This window comes from Mycobacterium sp. E136, assembly GCF_001666865.1.
In the GTDB taxonomy this organism is placed as follows: domain Bacteria; phylum Actinomycetota; class Actinomycetes; order Mycobacteriales; family Mycobacteriaceae; genus Mycobacterium.
The window spans coordinates 1-17,046 of the sequence record NZ_LZJE01000331.1 but is presented as its reverse complement, the minus strand read 5'-3'; the positions used below and the strand labels follow the sequence as shown (position 1 = coordinate 17,046).

18 protein-coding genes and 1 pseudogene are annotated in these 17,046 nt (G+C 67.2%); 8 read left to right on the top strand and 11 right to left on the bottom strand.

Features of this window, described 5'->3' with window-relative positions; genetic code table 11:
* The first annotated feature begins 7 nt into the window (after positions 1 to 7).
* The 4 genes from A5698_RS21965 (at position 8) to A5698_RS21950 (ending at position 3,338) form a co-directional block, all read left to right on the top strand.
* Positions 8 to 763 carry a sensor domain-containing protein gene (locus A5698_RS21965; RefSeq protein WP_156670852.1) on the top strand — a complete coding sequence of 252 codons (756 nt, stop codon included), beginning with the start codon at positions 8 to 10 and terminating at the stop codon, positions 761 to 763.
* A gap of 75 nt (positions 764 to 838) precedes the next feature.
* Entirely contained in the window at positions 839 to 1,153 is a 315-nt protein-coding gene (locus tag A5698_RS21960) for a DUF2563 family protein (protein ID WP_068301093.1), read from the top strand.
* 3 nt (positions 1,154 to 1,156) lie between these two features.
* The gene (locus A5698_RS21955; protein WP_068301089.1) at positions 1,157 to 2,665 is read left to right on the top strand and encodes a putative alpha/beta hydrolase; all 1,509 of its coding nucleotides are present in this window, start codon (positions 1,157 to 1,159) and stop codon (positions 2,663 to 2,665) included.
* Positions 2,655 to 3,338, top strand: coding sequence for a hypothetical protein (locus tag A5698_RS21950; protein ID WP_156670851.1), 684 nt, complete (start codon positions 2,655 to 2,657; stop codon positions 3,336 to 3,338). Before A5698_RS21955 ends, A5698_RS21950 begins: the two co-directional genes overlap by 11 nt.
* Here A5698_RS21950 and A5698_RS21945 read toward each other — a convergent pair.
* Positions 3,311 to 4,654, bottom strand: a complete 1,344-nt coding sequence (locus tag A5698_RS21945; protein ID WP_068301083.1) for a cytochrome P450 — start codon at positions 4,652 to 4,654, stop codon at positions 3,311 to 3,313. The genes A5698_RS21950 and A5698_RS21945 overlap by 28 nt on opposite strands.
* A gap of 41 nt (positions 4,655 to 4,695) precedes the next feature.
* On the opposite strand from A5698_RS21945, the gene A5698_RS21940 reads away from it, so the two are divergent.
* On the top strand, positions 4,696 to 5,601 hold the full coding sequence (locus A5698_RS21940) for a crotonase/enoyl-CoA hydratase family protein (RefSeq protein WP_068301075.1): 906 nt from the start codon (positions 4,696 to 4,698) through the stop codon (positions 5,599 to 5,601).
* Here the strand turns inward: A5698_RS21940 and A5698_RS21935 are convergent.
* The 7 genes from A5698_RS21935 to A5698_RS21905 form a co-directional block, all read right to left on the bottom strand.
* Complete coding sequence (locus A5698_RS21935) at positions 5,581 to 6,570, bottom strand: DUF2889 domain-containing protein (RefSeq protein WP_068301072.1); 990 nt, start codon at positions 6,568 to 6,570, stop codon at positions 5,581 to 5,583. The two genes, A5698_RS21940 and A5698_RS21935, sit on opposite strands and share 21 nt — an antisense overlap.
* Positions 6,571 to 6,598: 28 nt before the next feature.
* Entirely contained in the window at positions 6,599 to 7,444 is an 846-nt protein-coding gene (locus A5698_RS21930; RefSeq protein ID WP_068301069.1) for a hypothetical protein, read from the bottom strand.
* A 95-nt stretch (positions 7,445 to 7,539) separates the two neighbouring features.
* On the bottom strand, positions 7,540 to 9,057 hold the full coding sequence (locus A5698_RS21925) for an aldehyde dehydrogenase family protein (RefSeq protein ID WP_068301068.1): 1,518 nt from the start codon (positions 9,055 to 9,057) through the stop codon (positions 7,540 to 7,542).
* Positions 9,058 to 9,110: 53 nt separating this feature from the next.
* On the bottom strand, positions 9,111 to 9,707 hold the full coding sequence (locus A5698_RS21920) for a TetR/AcrR family transcriptional regulator (protein ID WP_068301065.1): 597 nt from the start codon (positions 9,705 to 9,707) through the stop codon (positions 9,111 to 9,113).
* The gene (locus tag A5698_RS21915; protein WP_084792566.1) at positions 9,704 to 10,282 is read right to left on the bottom strand and encodes a phosphatase PAP2 family protein; all 579 of its coding nucleotides are present in this window, start codon (positions 10,280 to 10,282) and stop codon (positions 9,704 to 9,706) included. Before A5698_RS21915 ends, A5698_RS21920 begins: the two co-directional genes overlap by 4 nt.
* Positions 10,279 to 10,794, bottom strand: coding sequence for a mycothiol transferase (locus tag A5698_RS21910; RefSeq protein WP_067086176.1), 516 nt, complete (start codon positions 10,792 to 10,794; stop codon positions 10,279 to 10,281). Before A5698_RS21910 ends, A5698_RS21915 begins: the two co-directional genes overlap by 4 nt.
* Positions 10,795 to 10,811: 17 nt before the next feature.
* Positions 10,812 to 11,201, bottom strand: a complete 390-nt coding sequence (locus A5698_RS21905) for a VOC family protein (RefSeq protein ID WP_068301062.1) — start codon at positions 11,199 to 11,201, stop codon at positions 10,812 to 10,814.
* Between the two features lie 22 nt (positions 11,202 to 11,223).
* Between A5698_RS21905 and A5698_RS21900 the strand changes: the two genes are divergently transcribed.
* Together A5698_RS21900 and A5698_RS21895 are read left to right on the top strand one after the other, a co-directional pair.
* Positions 11,224 to 12,948: an N-acyl-D-amino-acid deacylase family protein gene (locus A5698_RS21900; RefSeq protein ID WP_068301059.1), complete on the top strand. Its 1,725-nt coding sequence runs from the start codon at positions 11,224 to 11,226 to the stop codon at positions 12,946 to 12,948.
* A complete protein-coding gene (locus A5698_RS21895) occupies positions 12,945 to 13,502 on the top strand; it encodes a carboxymuconolactone decarboxylase family protein (RefSeq protein WP_068301054.1) in 558 nt (185 codons plus the stop codon). Before A5698_RS21900 ends, A5698_RS21895 begins: the two co-directional genes overlap by 4 nt.
* Here the strand turns inward: A5698_RS21895 and A5698_RS21890 are convergent.
* Positions 13,491 to 14,314 (bottom strand): annotated as a pseudogene (locus A5698_RS21890) (SDR family NAD(P)-dependent oxidoreductase). The gene A5698_RS21895 and the pseudogene A5698_RS21890 overlap by 12 nt on opposite strands.
* A 42-nt stretch (positions 14,315 to 14,356) precedes the next feature.
* Here A5698_RS21890 and A5698_RS21885 point away from each other — a divergent pair.
* Positions 14,357 to 14,731, top strand: coding sequence for a hypothetical protein (locus A5698_RS21885; RefSeq protein WP_068301051.1), 375 nt, complete (start codon positions 14,357 to 14,359; stop codon positions 14,729 to 14,731).
* A gap of 121 nt (positions 14,732 to 14,852) precedes the next feature.
* Here the strand turns inward: A5698_RS21885 and groL are convergent, their stop codons facing one another.
* On the bottom strand, positions 14,853 to 16,478 hold the full coding sequence (groL, locus tag A5698_RS21880) for a chaperonin GroEL (protein ID WP_067088829.1): 1,626 nt from the start codon (positions 16,476 to 16,478) through the stop codon (positions 14,853 to 14,855).
* A 212-nt stretch (positions 16,479 to 16,690) separates the two neighbouring features.
* On the bottom strand, positions 16,691 to 17,046 hold a 356-nt coding region (locus A5698_RS29135; protein WP_502688974.1), incomplete at its 5' end, for an SbtR family transcriptional regulator.

Below are 17,046 nucleotides of genomic sequence, written 5' to 3'. Positions count from 1 at the left end.
GCGAGTGATGTGGTGTCGAGCGAGCGCCGTCGGCGGGGTCCTGGCCCTCGTTGTCTCCAGCTTGATCGCTGGATGCGGTGCCGCTGCGGAACAGACGACTCAGAGCGGTGCTGATCGGTCGAGCACCTTCACGACTTCCAGAGGCACGGCGCCGCCGAATGAATACGCATGGCTGACGACGGTGCTGCCCAGCGATCAGGAATTGACGACCGCCGCGGGATACCAAATCAGGATGGGCGAACCACCGTCGGTGGGAAGCCGCTTGCGAAACACTCTCGCGGGCAGCCGGGAGATGACCGAAAGGCAGTGTCTTGGAGTCATATCGTCCTTCGAGGAAGAGGTGTATGGCGCCGCACCGGTCCGAGCGGTCACCTACGCGACAGAATCAAAGGTGACATTCGGTGCAGCCGCCTTCGATTCGTCGGACGAGGCGCGAAAGTTGTTCGATACGTTTGCAGACGAATGGCTCGGCTGCAGCGGTAGAACCGTTGTGAGAGATGAGGGCGCGTACACCTCCGGATACCGGATCACGGAGGTCGAGATGACAGCCGACGTGTTGTCGTCGGTCGATGAACTGACGTCAGATTCCCCGACGGGGGTTCGTGTCGCCGTCCAACGAGCCCTAGGCGTCGCGAAAGACTGCATTGTCGAAGCGACCGTGCCGATCACCGAGCCAAGCCCGAACGAAGCCCCCGTCTCAACCGGCAGCGCCACGGATCTCGTGAAGGCCATGCTGGCGCGGATCCAGGCAGTCCGCCCTTGACGAGTCTCGCGCCGACTGGTGCGCCGAGCCTCGGGCGGACCCACCTAAAATTGTGCCGATGACAGGGGGTACGCAATGAGAGTCGATACGGCATTTCTGCGGATGGGAGCTGACTTCTCCGATAGCGCGGGGGCGATCGTCCGTCGCGGTGCAGATGCGTTCGGCTCCGCTGCCGCACCCGCCGGGGTGTTCGGTGATTTCGAAGACGCAGAACAATTCCACCGGGCGGTCGCGCAGGCACAGACTAAATACGCGCATTCGATGCGCAGTCATCATTCGACTTTGTCGGTGCTCGCGGAGAAAGCGGCCAACGCCGCGCAAGCCTTCACTGAGCAGGATGAACAATGCGCCGTCGCCCTGGAGTCGGCGCACCGCGGCGTCCCGACCTGACGGATGGAACTCAGGCACCTCGATATCGAGGAGTTGATCGCTAAGGCAGGTGGCGATCCTTGGAAACTCGAACAGACCATTCAGAGTGGGGCGCCGGGGGAGATCAGCGATCTCGCGTCCGCGTTCTGCAACGCCGGTGTCTGCATGGGCGAGACCAGCGACGAGTTTCACCAAGCAAAGAAACGGTTCGAGGCTGCGTGGGACCGCGAGGACGGAGGTGATCACCCGATCAATGACTCAGCCGAAGTTCAACGTGCCACCACAGCATTGCACCTCGACCGCGAACCACTGGCCCGCATAGCTGTCGATCTTCAATCGATATCCACGGCTCTAGCCGAGACCCAGCAGTCGTCGGCCGACAGCATTGGCTCTCTCGAGGGAGCTCTCCAACAGATCGATAACGCCATCGATGCGGCAATCGTTCAGAGTGGACTGACCTTCGATGAAAGCGCTTTGGCGCCGATGAAGGCCATGGCCGTCCAGGAGATGAGAGACGCCTTGAGCGCCATCGGCTCATCGCGCGATCGATACGCCGGTGAGCTTTCCCGTGCGATGACCAACATGCAGGCAGAGGGCTATATGCCCGATTCGATCGACCGTGCCGATGGTGACGGCGGCGACAGTGGAACTGCCGCTCGGCGGGAGGCTTCCGACTATGACGCGCGACAACGGGCAGCCGATCAGGCGCTTGTCGACAGCGGAGGGCCGATGACGGCGGAGAAGGAAGCGGCCATGTCGCGTCTTCGCGACTACGCCACGATCCAGAACCCTGATTCGGAACCTGCTGCCGTGCGCCTCGCAAGTGAACGGCTCGATGATTTCCAGACGGCGCATCGGCCACCCGGGAGCCTTCCCCGCGATCCGGTTCTCGGTTCAGACCCGCAACGTCGAGCCCTAGTCCGTCAGGAATGGCAGCGGCAACTGGAAACGGGTTCGCCCTGGGAGCCGCCGATGACACCGGATGAAGCGACGTCATGGATGAACGAGCAAGAGGCACGCGCGCGTGCCGAGGCGATCGACCTCACGATTGAGGGCCTGCAAAATCAAGGGCTGTCACGCGAGGCGGCCCGTGACATCGCCGACGCCATGTCTCGCGGATTGACAATGTCCGATCTCGAATACGCCGGTCAAGTAACGGGACCGTTAAGCGAGATCAAGCAGGTCGATGGAGCGCTTTCCGATGGGAAGCACGCCTTGCCTTGGGAGCGTTATTCGGCCTCGGATCTGAAGGCGATGGGTAATATTGGCAAGGCTTTTGGCGCGTTCGGCAGCCTCGCGGAGTTCGCTGTCGCGTATTCCGATTGGCGGAATGGAGCGGGGGCAGGCTCGACCTTCGGCGGCGCGGCTGGGAGTGTTGGCGGTGGCTTTCTGGTCGGCGCGGTGGGCGGCATGGCAGGTGGGTGGGTGCTCGGCCCTGGCGGTGCTTTCGTCGGAGCGGTTATCGGCGGCCTAGTCGGATCGAGCGCAGGTAAATCGGGAGGCACCGCCCTCGGAGGCCTCTTTGACAAGTGACGCCGCGCTCTCGATGTCCGAGTCGATGTTTTTCGGCGGAGTCGCGATCGGCCTCATCGGCATGCTCGCAACGGCTTTCGTTCGGAAGGTTCAGTACGCACGTCGGCTCTACTGGTGCAGTTGGCTGATGGCAGGCACCCTTGTGGCTCTGGCAACGCTGGATCGGGGGTTCGCTTCTGCCTGCCTAATGGCGGTGGCGGCCGGGGCGTTCGCGTTGATGTACGCGTACCTTCGCACCCCTTATTTGAAGCTCGGTAACCGCATCTTCGCGTACACCATCCCCGATAGTCGGCCGGACCCTCCGGAAAACGGGAGCGAGCAACCGGCTACTCCTGCACCCTCCGGTTCGTACTTCAACTACCTGACGGCTGCGAAGCTGTGGTGGACGCTCGTCGTGATGACGTGCGCGGTCGGATACGCCGGCATCGCGCTCGGTCTGACCGCCGCCACGATCGGGCTGGGAGCGTTTACGGCGGTGATCTGCGCTTTGATAGGGCATCAGGATGCGCGCGGCGGCTTTGCATTCGCACGTGGCCAGACGATCCAATTCTGCGTTCTGATCGTCGCGTCGATACCGATGTTCTTGATACCGCCGCTGGCCTATCTCGCGGCGTTCTGGGCGACGGGCAAATCATTCGGCCAGTCTCACCGCGCCGGAGACGACGCGGACTGACTCGCCCGCCTCACGCCGAACTCCAGCGCCATCTGGTTCAACGTCATCGGCAACGGGCGTTCGGGCACCGGCTTCGGCTCCGACCTCAGGTCGAGTTCCAACGCATGCAACACGTGTGTCAACAGCGTGCTCGTCACCAACAGCACGAGGTTGCGGCCTGGACACTCCGCCGGTCCGGCCGAGAACGGCACCAATTGCGGATGGTTCTGCGCGGTTCCGTCCATCCAGATTTGCGGCGCGAACGCATGCGCGAACGGCAGCAGTTCGTCGTCGCGATGGAATGCGGGCGTGACGATCATGAGCCCCGCGCCCTTCGCGATCGTCGATCCGTCAGCCCACCGCGTGTCCTCCGTCGTGTCGCGCAGGATCGTCGGCGTGGTGGGCCACAACCGCACCGACTCCAGCACACAACCCCGCAGGTAGGGCCGGACCGCGAGCTGGTCGGGTTCGGCGGCGTCCTCGGCAGCGCGCGCCCGCTCGGCCGGATGCGTGGCCAACAGCGCCATCGCCCTCAATGACGCCATGCCCGCCGCGTCGAACGCGAAGACCCACTGCGGCATCTGACCGACCGGGTCGACCGCACCGCTCGACGGCGTTTGCGCCACCACACTGGCGAGGCTGCCCGGTTCGGGATCCTCGACGTAGCGATACAGTCCCTCACGGAATTTCGCCCGCGCGCGGTAATGCGGCAGCGACAGGAACGACCAGTTGCCGGCCTTGCGCAACCGCATCAGCGCGTCGGTGATCAGCTCGTCGTCCCGCGCGCGATCGCCCAGAGCCAGCCGGCGCACGATGCGCCACCACGTCGTCATGAACCGCGAAGAATCCAGACTTCCACGGGCGGCGGCGTCGCCGACCAACTCCCGCGCCTCCTCGGCGACCACGCGGGTGAACGCTTCCGCTAAACGGTGCAACTCGGCTCCGCTGTCGAGCGCGGCGTCGTTGAACTCGCGGCGCTGCTGGCGGATCGGACCCTGCGAGATCAGCACACCGTGCGGCTGAAACCACTGCAGCGCCTTGCGTTTCTCGGTGTTCGCGGGATGAAACGGTGTCGGCGCTTCTGCGAGAACCCTGCCCACGTCCTGCGGGTCCAAGATCACCACCATGCGACGGCCCGGCAGGGCCAATTCCACAGGGCCGCGACCGAATTCGCGCCGCAACTGCTGCATCCGCTGCACCGCTCGCGAATCGGCCTGCATGGTCTCGAGGACCCTGATCATGGGCTTTCGGCGGGAGATCACCCCGGCGGCGATGGACGCTGCACCGAGATCGAGCAGTGTGGCCGCAGCACGAGCACCGGTAACTCGTTTCGTCACTGCCCTCGTTTACCCGGGGGTCTCTCTGCCAAACTTCACCCATGTCGACAACTGCGCAGTTCGAGACCTTGCTCTACACCGCGGAGCCACCCATCGCGACCATCACGCTGAACCGTCCCGATCACCTCAACACCATCGTCCCGCCGATGCCGGACGAGATCGAGAAGGCGATCGGCCTGGCCGAACGCGACCCCGCGATCAAGGTGATCGTGCTGCGCGGCGCCGGACGCGCGTTCTCCGGCGGCTACGACTTCGGCGGCGGTTTCACGCACTGGGGCGAGGCGATGAACACCGACGGCCGCTGGGATCCGGGCAAAGACTTCGCGATGGTCAGTGCCCGCGAAACCGGGCCCACACAGAAGTTCATGGCGATCTGGCGGGCATCCAAGCCGGTGATTGCCCAGGTGCACGGGTGGTGTGTGGGCGGCGCGAGCGACTACGCGTTATGCGCCGACATCGTGATCGCCAGCGACGACGCCGTGATCGGCACCCCCTACGCCCGGATGTGGGGTGCCTACCTCACCGGCATGTGGCTGTACCGGCTGAGCCTCGCAAAGGTCAAGTGGCACTCGCTGACCGGTGAGCCGTTGACCGGAAAGGAAGCCGCCGCAGTCGAACTCATCAACGAGTCGGTCCCGTTCGACAACCTCGAGGCACGCGTCAGGGAGGTCGCGCACAAACTCGCCACCATCCCGTTGTCGCAACTGCAGGCGCAGAAGCTGATCGTCAATCAGGCATACGAGAACATGGGCTTGGCCTCCACCCAGACCCTCGGCGGCATCCTCGACGGGTTGATGCGCAACACCCCCGATGCGCTGTCGTTCATCGAAACAGCTGCGGCACAGGGGGTTCGGGCTGCCGTCGAGCAGCGCGACGGACCGTGGGGCGACTACAGCCAGGCGCCGCCGGACAAGCGGCCCGACCCGTCACACGTCATCGAGCCGTGAGCGCAGGTCGAACAGCGCTTCGAGGTCGCTGATCGCGCGCAATGTGTCGTTGAGGTGGGTGCACGTGCTGGTGCCGACGAACTCGCCCCGGACGCGGTCGCGAACCTCGACGAGCCTCATCCCCCGCACCCGTTGCGCACTTCCGATCGCGCCGGGGCACTCCTGCCACGGCAGCACACGGACGTCCGCGTTGATCGACGTGACGGTCCGCGTCGCCGCATCCACCGCACCGGCGAGCGTGTACTCGTGCACGATCGTCTCGACGCCGTCACCGTCGACGTGGGAGTCGCGGAAATGGGCGTCGAAGCGGGCCGAACCCTCGTCCGGCGGCAGCAGGTCAAGCCGCCGCAACCGCCGCATACCGTGTGCGCGTAGGGGTTCCACGGGGTGCAGGCCGTCGACGTCGATCGGCGGGGCATGCGGCCCGTGCACCGAGGGGATCGTTTCGAGGCGCCGCGCGTAGTTCACCAGCGACGCGTCGGGCGCGAAGCCGGCGCAGATACCCGCCATGCGGTCGGCGGTACCGGGCGGCAGTTTCTCCTCGGTCCCCGCGACGATCGACGCGTGCTGCAGCGCATAGCCGGAAACCAGCGCCGCCCCGACCCAGTCGTCGAGCAGCAGGTGCAACAGGGTGGATCGCCGGACGTCATCGGCGAACAGTTTGCCGACAGCGGAGCGGAATCCGGGCCCCACGCGTTTGCCGATCAGCCGACCCACCCGCTCGTCGTCCGGAGTGGACGCGATCTCGTCGATCACCCGGTCGGCCAGATGGGCGCGCAGGGCGATCTCGCCGAGGACGCCTACCCCGCCAGCCCGCACCACGACGTCGCGTGCCCGCAGGTCGACAGAGGAATCGGCGCCGTCGGGGTGGGTGTCGACGGTGCTCGTGCGCCGCAGCGCGCCCGCCACCAACGGCGGCCATGCCTCGACGGGCCGCTGTGGGCCCACGATGTCGGTGACGAACGGCATGGATCGACGGTAGCAATACCGAGCTGAGCTAAACGTCGCGTCGGCGTAACCCGCCCAGCACCGCGACCAGCACACCGAACACCACGAGCACCCCACCGGCGGCCAGCGTGAGGTTCAGCCAGTGGTGCATGCTGCCCTCCGCCTGGGCCACCATCACGTCGGCGACCTCCCGGATGTCGCCGGAGAGCCGGTTCAGCGCGGTGTTGACGGAGCGACGCGCCACCTCGACGCCGGCCCATCCGGCCGCACCCACCAGAAGCGCCGAAACACCGAGGGCGGCAAGAGCTCTGCCCCTACTGCGGGCGGCCACCAGTGTCAGAAGCGCGAACACGCCGGTGAGGATGGTCGAGCCGATGCTGATCCACGGACCCCACGTCGACGCCCACCTCAGCTGACCGGGTCGCCAGTCCTCCGAGATCGTGATGGGGATCGGCAGAGATTCGACGGGTGAGACACCGAAATTACCCAGCGTGTTCCGGAACGACTCGTCGGCGAGCATCGGACCGAGGTCGAGCATCCACTGGTCGGTGCCGTCGACGCGCTGCGCCGCGTCGGTGAACATCCAGCGATGCCCGACCTTGGTGGCCAGCGCAAACTGCCCGGGGAATGTGGGGTTGGCCGTGTAGGCCGAGGCCGTCCCGATGATCAGCTCGTAGTCGACGTCGTACCCGGTGTCGTCCATGGCCGTGGACACTTCGGTGGCGAGGATCCTCGCCATCGCGTGATGCAGTTGCGGCTCTTTCGCCGCCGATTCCGCCAACGCCGCGAATCCGCCGTCGTCGACCACGTTGCGCTGCGCCCACATGGTCGGAACGGCAACCGCCAGCAGTGCCGTGGTGATGAGCCACAGGACCACGGTCGTCACCAACCGCACGCGACCCTCCCCTCACCGAAAGTACGGTTCCGGACACGAAACCCGAGTAGACGCGTCAAGAACCGTACCCTCGCCGTGAGCGGGGCGGGTGTCGGCTACTTGGCGGCCCGCTTCGGGGTGATCAGCGCCAGCTTCGTCATCATCGTGTTCATCCGCTTCAGCGCCTTGTGCGAGTTGTTGTAGTAGTTGCCGCCCGCACCGACGTTGGTGCGCGGCGCGACCACGGCCTCCTGGCGGCAGTACTTACGCAACCCCTCGGCCCCACCGAACCGCGCACCGAGGCCCGACGTCTTCCAGCCGCCCATCGGAGCCGTCGTGCACATCAGGTTCGAGATCACGTCGTTGATGTTGACAGCACCGCAATCCAGTTCGACCGCAACGTCTTTGGCCCGCTCGATGTCCTTGGAGAACACCGCCGCACTCAAGCCGTACGGGCTGTCGTTGGCCAATCGGATCGCCTCGTCCACGCTGGCGACCTTCATGATCGGCAGCGTCGGACCGAACGTCTCCTCCGTCATGCAAAGCATCGAATGGTCGACGTCGACGAGCACCGTCGGCGGGTAGAAGCTGCCCTCGCCCTCGGGGCGCTTACCGCCGGTCAACGCCCGCGCGCCCTTGGCGAGCGCGTCGTCGACATGGCGAGCGGCGACCGCGACCTGCGACTCGTCGATCATCGATCCGAAGTCGTAACCGTCGCCGGCGCCCATCTTCAGCTTCTCGACGTCGCGCACCACCGCCGCGACGAACTGGTCGTAGACCGACTCGAGGACGTACACCCGCTCCACCGACACACACGTCTGCCCGGCGTTGAAGAACGCGCCCCACACCGCGGCGTGCGCGGCGAGGTCGATGTCGGCGTCCTCAAGAACGATCATCGGGTCCTTACCGCCGAGCTCGAGGCTGACCGGCGTGAGTCGGCGGGCGGCGCGCTCCATCACCTTCGCGCCCGTGGCGCTCGAGCCGGTGAACTGGATGAAGTCGGCGTTGTCGATCACGGCCTCGGAGACCTCGCGGGCGCCCTGCGCCAGCGCGAGCACCTCCGGCGCACCGGAATCCAACCAGCCGCGCAACAGCAGTTCGGCGGTCAACGGGGTGCGCTCGGAGGGCTTGAGCAGCACCGCGCAACCTGCGGCGAGCGCACCTATGGCGTCCATCAGCGCGTTTGCCACCGGATAGTTCCACGGCGCGATGATCCCGACGACCGGTCGCGGCCGGTAGTGCACCTCGATCTTCTTGATGGACAGGAACGGCAGCGGAGCGGTCCGCTTCTCCGGCGCAAGCGCCTTCTCCATGGTCTTGACGTAGTACGACGCGATCATGATCAGCAACGGCACTTCCTGCGCCGCGTCGACGGCGGACTTGCCCGTCTCCTTGATCAGCAGGGACTCGATTTCCTCGCGGTGCTCGCCGAGCCATACGGCGTAGCGGGCCAGCACCTTCGCGCGGCCCTTGGCGCCGCGGGCCTCCCATTGCCGCTGCGCCTCGCGCAGGCCGGCCGCGATGCGCGGTACGTCGGCGGGGTCGGTCCAGCGCACGGTGCCCGCGACGGCGCCGGTCGCGGGGTTGCGGATGGTGCTGGTGTCGGGCAGCTCAACGTCGGACGTCGCAGTCATGACTCCATGCTAACCGTCGCGTGTGACGCAGATCGCACCGGGGTTGACACGTGTCAAGTTTGTGCGGCGGACTTCTTCAGCATCCGGTCGAGGACCTGCAGGCTGTCGGAGATGGGCTCGCCAGGCAGCGGAGTGCCGTGCGAGGCGCCGATCAGCACGCCGACGATCGCGCCCGCGAGCACCCGACGTTCGAGCGGGTCGGTCGGCGCCCCCGGCCGCTGCGTCAGCGCGTCGGTGATCAGGCCGATCAGGCGGACGTATTCGCCGTAGATCAGGCCGGCCGCCTCGGGCACGGAGTACATCAGCCGCTGGCCGATGACCGCCTCTTCGCGCTGCTCCTCGGTCAGCGAAGCGAACGTCGTCGCGACGGCGTGCCGGTACGCCTCTATGACCGCCATGTCCTTCGGCGCCGCGACGAAGGCGTCGATGATCGGCGGGATGTGGTCGTCGGAGAGCAGCAGCGCCTCTTTGGTCGGAAAGTAGCGGGAGAAGGTGCGCGGTGAGACGTCGGCGGCGGCGGAGATCTGTTCGACGGTGGTGGCCTGGTAGCCCTGCTCCTGGATCAGGCGGAACGCCTCGCGCCGGATCGTCGCGCGCGTTCGGAGCTTCTTTCGCTCGCGCAAACCGGGAGGCTTGTCGGGCTTCGTCATCCACCGATTGTCGCAGAATGCGAGTTAGCTGAGCCGGCCGACGGATCGTGCCATCGGTCTCGCCGGGCGAGAACGGCCGCGACGCACACGACCGCCGAGCCGAGCAGGACACCTCCGACCACGTCGGTGAAGTAGTGGAACGTGACGCCCACGCCGAGCATCGCCAGCGCCACGGCGACGACGGCGCTGACGACCGCCCACGACGCCGCACCCGCGGCGATGACGGCCAACCCGATCACGATGGTCGTCGCGGTGAGATGCCCGCTGGGATAGGCGAGCCCGCCGCCCTTGTCCCGGTCGAAGACCGGTTTGAGAAACCGAACGATTGTGATGCCGACGATGGGAGCGACCACGGTCATCGACGCCAGCCACCAGCGACGCTGCAGACAGGCGACCGCCAACAACACCAGCGCGACGGCGAGGAGCAGTCGGGGGTCGGCGATCACCGTCAGCCGTCGCAGGGGGCTGTGTCTGAAGCGTTGAAACCAGTCGTCAACGGGCGTCGAGGATTTGCCGACCAGCCAACCGAGCAGCAGCATCGCCGTCGCAGCGAACGCCGGCCACCACCGGATCACGTGATGCCGCGGACGTAGGCCGCCTGGCCGAGATGTTGGGCGCCGTCGTCGAAGATGCTCACCAGACGCATGGCGGCGGTCACCGGCGGATCCCAGTTCTCGTCGATGACGCGGCTCAGCTCGTCGGGGGTGACCGAGGCGATGTACTCGAGGGTCGCCTTGTGCACGGCGTGGGCATAGCCGGCGAGCAGATCGGCCGGTGCGCGGACGCGGCCCACCTCCTCGGGGCCGTGGCCGTAGCCCATGTCTTCGCGCGGCAGGTCGAGTCCGAACCGGTCGACCCACCCGTCGCGCAACCAGACCTGGTCAGTCCCGGCGATACCGGCGAGCTGCACGTCCTGCTGGCGGGCGCTGTGCCACACCAGCCACGCGATGCTGTTGGCCGTCGGGGTGGGCCGGAAGAACGCGACCTCGTCGGTCAGCCCGTCGGTGAGGTTCTCCACGTGCTCGATGAGCCGTGTGAACGCGTCGCGCAGAATCTCCCGGACCACCGCCACGTCTGAATCAGCCATGACCTCGACGGTATACGTCAGCCCTGAGGGCGCGCCCCGTGAAAGACGGCCTCGATGTTGTTGCCGTCCGGATCGCGCACGAACGCGCCGTAGTAACCGGCGTGGTACTCCGGCCAGAGCCGCGGCGCATGCAGGGACTCCGCGCCGGCCTCGATCGCGGCGTCGTAGAACGCCTGCACGGCGCCGGTGCCGGCGGCGTGGAAGGCGAAGTGCACCTCGCGGTTGGGGCCCTTCGCGTCGCCGGCATTCATATCCGCGATCCAGAAGTCCGGTTTGCCGTCGCGGCCGTATCCGATGGCGATCTGGAAGTCGAGTTGGCGGGTATAACCGAGCACGCCCAGCACCTTGTCGTAGAACGCCTTCGATCTCGGAAAGTCCGCGCAGTTGATTCCGAAGTGGTCGATCACGGGCACATCGTAGATTCGACGTATGACATACGAACTCGTCATCAGGGGCGGCACCATCGTCGACGGTCTCGGAGGTGAGCCGTTCGTCGGCGATGTCGCGGTGACCGACGGCGTGATCGCCGCGGTGGGCAACGTCGACGGAGCCGGAGCGCGGGAGATCGACGCGACGGGCCTTCTCGTCACCCCGGGGTTCGTGGATCTGCACACCCACTACGACGGGCAGGCGATCTGGTCGGACCGCCTCACGCCGTCGTCGGCGCACGGCGTGACGACCGTCGTGATGGGCAATTGCGGGGTCGGGTTCGCGCCGTGCCGTCCGGAGGACCACGACGTGCTGGTCGACGTGATGGCGGGGGTCGAGGACATCCCCGGGGTGGTGATGGTCGACGGACTGCCGTGGCACTGGGAGACGTTCCCGGAGTTCCTCGACGCGCTCGAGGCGGGTCAGCGCGACATCGACGTGGCCGCGCTGCTGCCGCACTCGCCGCTGCGGGTGTACGTGATGGGCCAACGCGGCGTCGACCGCGAACCGGCCACCGCCGAAGACCTTGCGATGATGCGCAAACTCGCCGCCGAGGCGGTGCAAGCGGGTGCACTCGGCTTCGCCTCCTCGCGGTTCACCTTGCACAAGACCGAGAGCGGCCTGCCGATTCCGAGTTACGACGCCGACCGCGCCGAGATCGAGGCGATCGCCCGCGGTGTCGACGACGCCGGCGGCGGCCTGATCCAGTTCGTGCCCGACCTGGTGGCCGGCGACTACGAGCCCGTGCTGCGAACGGTATTCGAGGTCGCGGCCGACGTCGGCCTGCCCGTGACGTTCACGTTGGCGATCGGCAACGCCGGCGACCCGTTCTTCCTCGACGCGCTGACGATGGTCGAGAAGGCCAACATCGACGGCGGCGACATCACCGCACAGATCTTCCCCCGACCCATCGGGTTGGTGCTCGGCCTCGAACTATCGGGCAACCCGTTCGTGATGTACCCCAGTTATCAGGAGTTGGCGTCACTGCCGCTGGCCGAACGCGTCGTCGAGATGCGCAAACCCGAAGTGCGCGAACGGATCCTGTCCGACCAACCCGCGGGCGAGGGACATCCGCTGATGTTCGCGGCGCAGGCGTTCGAGTGGATGTTCCCGCTCGGCGACCCGCCGAACTACGAGCCGCCGCGCTCGGAGAGCATCGCGAGCCGGGCCCGGGCCCGCGGCGTCAGCCCACTCGAAGAGGCCTATGACCGGCTGCTCGACGACGACGGCCACGCCATCCTGTTGGTGACGCTGGCGAACTTCCGCGACGGCAGCCTCGACACGGTCGCGGACCTGATTCGTCGCGAGGACGTCGTGCTGGGTCTCGGCGACGGCGGTGCCCATTACGGAATGATCTGCGACGCAAGCTTTCCCACGTACATGCTGACGCACTGGTCGCGCGATCGCGCGTCGGGTCGACTGTCGGTGGCCGAGGCGGTGCGCGAGCTGACCTCGGTGCCCGCCCGCGTGGCCGGCCTGGCCGACCGCGGGCGCATCGCCGTCGGCTACAAGGCCGACCTCAACGTCATCGACCACGATGCGATGCGCCTGCACCGCCCGGTGATCACCTACGACCTCCCCGCGGGCGGCCGCCGCCTGGACCAGAGCGCGGAGGGATACGTCGCAACGGTCGTGTCCGGCGAGATCATCGCCGAGAACGGCACACCCACCGCCGCGCGTCCCGGCAAGTTGATCCGCGGGCGTCGGCCGGCGCCCACTGCATGAGTCGCGTTGCGCCGCTTGGTCCCCCGTGGAGCGAGGAGGATGCCGCGGGCATCAGTGCGTGGGGGCATCCCGACCGCACCTATGAGCCGCTGATGCTGGTGCGCTGCCTGCAACGGCACCCGGATCTCGCTGCGCGGCTCCGCAAGATGGGCGAGTCGCTCTACGTCGACGCCAGGCTGCCGGCCCGGTTGCGCACGATCGCGATCCTGCGGATCTGCGCGCTGTTGCGGTGCGAATACGAATGGGGTGGCCAGGCCGCGTTCTGGGGACCCATCGCCGGCGTGAGCGAAGGCGAGTGCGACGCACTGGTTCTCGACGACGATCCGGGCTTCAGCGACTTCGAGCGGGTGCTGATCGCGGCGGTCGACGAGATCGAGCGAACCGGCACGTGGTCGGATCGCACCTGGGATGCATTGGGCGACAAGCTCGATGACGAACAGCGAATGGAGTTGCTGGTCGCGGTCGGCTGGTATCGCACGATCTGCACGCTGTGCAACGGTATGACCCTGCCGGTCGAGGGCTGGATGCGGCGCTGGCCGACGTCAGACGGCTGAGCGGTCGCGGCGCAGCCCAGGGTGCTGGCGACTGAGCGTCCTCAGCAGCAGCTGGCGCGGAAGTGCTTGCAGCAGACGGGTGCTCAAAACGTTCTGACGCCCGGCGATCACGATCCCGCGGTCGCGCTCGAGCGCGTCGACGCCGATCCTGGCCACCTCGCGCGACGGTATCCACATGAACTTCGGGAACGCCGCGGCGAACTTGCGTTCGTCCATCCCCGCGGCCTGCAGGAACTCGGTGCGCACCGGCCCCGGTGCGAGCATCGCGACCGTGACACCGGTGCCCGCCAGCTCGCCCGCACTCCCTCGGTATACGTCTTGACGAACGCCTTGGTCCCCGCGTAGCCCGCTTGCCCGGGGAACCCGTGAAAGCCGGCGGTGGACCCGACGTTGAGGATCGCGCCGCGACCGCGGGTCACCATCTGTTGGACCGCGCGGGTGGTGAGGTCGATGACGGCTTCGACGTTGACGCGCACCTGCGCGATCTCGTCGGCGACGGGCGATTTCGTCACCGAGCCGATCGTGCCGATCCCGGCGTTGTTGATGAGGATGTCGACGGTGAGGCCGCGGGCGGCGATCCGATCGAACAGCTGCGCGCGGGCTTCGGGGTCGGCGACGTCGCACGCGATGGTCTCGGTCCGGACCGCGTCGCCGAGTTCGGCGGCGAGGTCGCGCAGCCGGTCTTCGCGGCGGGCGACGAGGGTGACGCCGTGGCCGCGCGCGGCGAGTTCGCGGGCGATGTCGGCGCCGATTCCCGAGGAGGCCCCGGTGACAACGGCGGTGGTGGTGGGCGACGGCGGCGGCAAAGGCATACAAGAACCTAACGCGGGGCCTCGCCGACGTATTCTCGGGCCATGAGCGTGAAGGTGGACCTCGACCGGTTGGCCGATGTGCTGGCCGACTTCGGCTTCGCCTATCTGATCACGGTCGGTGACGACTACCGCGCGCACACCGTCGCCGTCGACCCCGTGTTCGGCGAGGGCAGGCTCGACGTCGGCACCGTCGGCAGGCACACCCGCGAGAACACCGCCCGCCACGACGACGTCACGATCGTCTGGCCACCGACGGAGCCCGGCGGCTACTCGTTGATCGTCGACGGCCGCGCGCACCAGGCCGACGAGTCGCTGTCGATCGAGCCCATCAAGGCCGTGCTGCACCGCAAGGCCACCCCGGAGTCGCCGTCGACGAGCCCTGACTGCCTGCACGACTGCGTGCCGCTGAAGAAGTGACCCCCGCCGAGTGTGGGCTCGTGTCACGCGTCCGCGTTAAAGGCGCGTGGGTAACCCACGTTCAAACGGAAGAGGCCCGGCCCCCTTGTGGGGAGCCGGGCCTTTCCGTGATGACCAGGACTTAGAAGTCCATGCCGCCCATGCCGCCGGTCGGGTCGGCCGGACCAGCGGCCGCCTTCTCCGGCTTGTCGGCAACGACAGCCTCGGTGGTCAGGAACAGCGCCGCGATGGACGCCGCGTTCTGCAGCGCCGAACGCGTCACCTTGACCGGGTCGGCGACGCCGGCCTTGAGCAGGTCCTCGTACTCGCCGGTCGCGGCGTTGAGGCCGACGCCCTTCTCCGAGTTGCGGACCTTCTCGGCCACCACGCCGGGCTCCAGGCCGCCGTTGAGGGCGATCTGCTTCAGCGGGGCCTCGAGCGCCACGCGAACGATGTTCGCGCCGGTGGCCTCGTCACCCTCGAGCTTCAGATCCTCCAGCGCCGGTGAGGCCTGCAGCAAGGCCACGCCGCCACCGGCGACGATGCCCTCCTCGACGGCCGCCTTGGCGTTGCGGACGGCGTCCTCGATGCGGTGCTTGCGCTCCTTGAGCTCGACCTCGGTGGCAGCGCCGGCCTTGATCACCGCAACACCGCCGGCCAGCTTGGCCAGGCGCTCCTGCAGCTTCTCGCGGTCGTAGTCGCTGTCGCTGTTCTCGATCTCCGCGCGGATCTGGGCCACCCGGCCGGCGATGGCGTCGGAGTCACCGGCGCCCTCGACGATGGTGGTCTCGTCCTTGGTGACGACGACCTTGCGGGCCTTGCCCAGCAGCGAGACGTCGGCGGTCTCGAGCGACAGGCCGACCTCTTCGCTGATGACCTGGCCACCGGTGAGAATGGCCATGTCCTGCAGCATCGCCTTGCGGCGGTCACCGAAGCCCGGGGCCTTGACGGCGACGGACTTGAAGGTGCCGCGGATCTTGTTGACGACCAGGGTGGACAGCGCCTCGCCCTCGACGTCCTCGGCGATGATCAGCAGCGGCTTGCCGGACTGGATGACCTTCTCCAGCAGCGGGAGCAGATCCTTGACGGTCGACACCTTCGACGACACGAGCAGGATGTACGGATCCTCGAGGACCGCTTCCTGACGCTCGGCGTCGGTGACGAAGTAACCCGAGATGTAGCCCTTGTCGAAGCGCATGCCCTCGGTGAGCTCCAGCTGCAGGCCGAAGGTCTGAGCCTCCTCGACGGTGATGACACCCTCGTTGCCGACCTTGTCCATGGCCTCGGCGATCAGCTCGCCGATCTGGGTGTCACCGGCCGAGATCGCGGCGGTAGCGGCGATCTGATCCTTGGTCTCGACCTCCTTGGCCGACTTCAGGAGCGTCTCGGTGATCTTCTCGACGGCCTTCTCGATGCCGCGCTTGAGGCCGAGCGGGTTGGCGCCGGCCGCAACGTTGCGCAGACCCTCGCGCACGAGCGCCTGGGCCAGCACGGTGGCGGTGGTGGTGCCGTCGCCCGCGACGTCGTCGGTCTTCTTGGCGACTTCCTTGACCAGCTCAGCGCCGATCTTCTCGTACGGGTCCTCCAGCTCGATCTCCTTGGCGATGGACACACCATCGTTGGTGATCGTGGGGGCGCCCCACTTCTTCTCCAGGACGACGTTGCGACCCTTGGGGCCCAGCGTCACCTTTACCGCGTCGGCGAGGCTGTTCAGGCCCCGCTCGAGGCCGCGGCGGGCCTCTTCGTCATACGCAATTGTCTTGGCCATTGCGAAGTGTTCCTCCGGGAGTGGGTAGTGCACGTCAAGAGCGACCGCTTGCGGGTCGCTCCATCGAAGCTGCGGTCGGGCGCAGTGCCCGCGACGGACGGCTCGGGTGTGCTCCGCAGATGCGGCCCGTGGCCTCACCGTCCCGACCTAGCACTCGCCGGTCGCGAGTGCCAACTGCATTTCTAGCACTCGACCGGCGAGTGCAAGATCGTTCAGGCCGCTCGTAGGCCGTCCAGCACCACCTCGGTCAGCCGCGCGGCATCCGCGGGGCTGGCGTCCTGCATCGCGAAGCAGCCGGCGAGGATCGCCTTCACGTCGCGCACACTGAGATCCCTGCGGACGGTACCCGCATCCTGGGCCGCCCTCAGCAGCCCGCCGAGGAAGTCGAGGAAGGCCTCCTCGGTCTCCGGGATCGCCGCCTCGACGTCGATACCCTCGCCGGCCAGCGCGTCCTTCAGGCCGCGATCGGTCGCTCCCCACTGCAAGACCAGCGACCGCAGCAACACGAACAGTGCCTCTCCGGGCGGTACGCCCTCGGTCAGGGCCCGTCCCTCCGCGACGAGGCTGT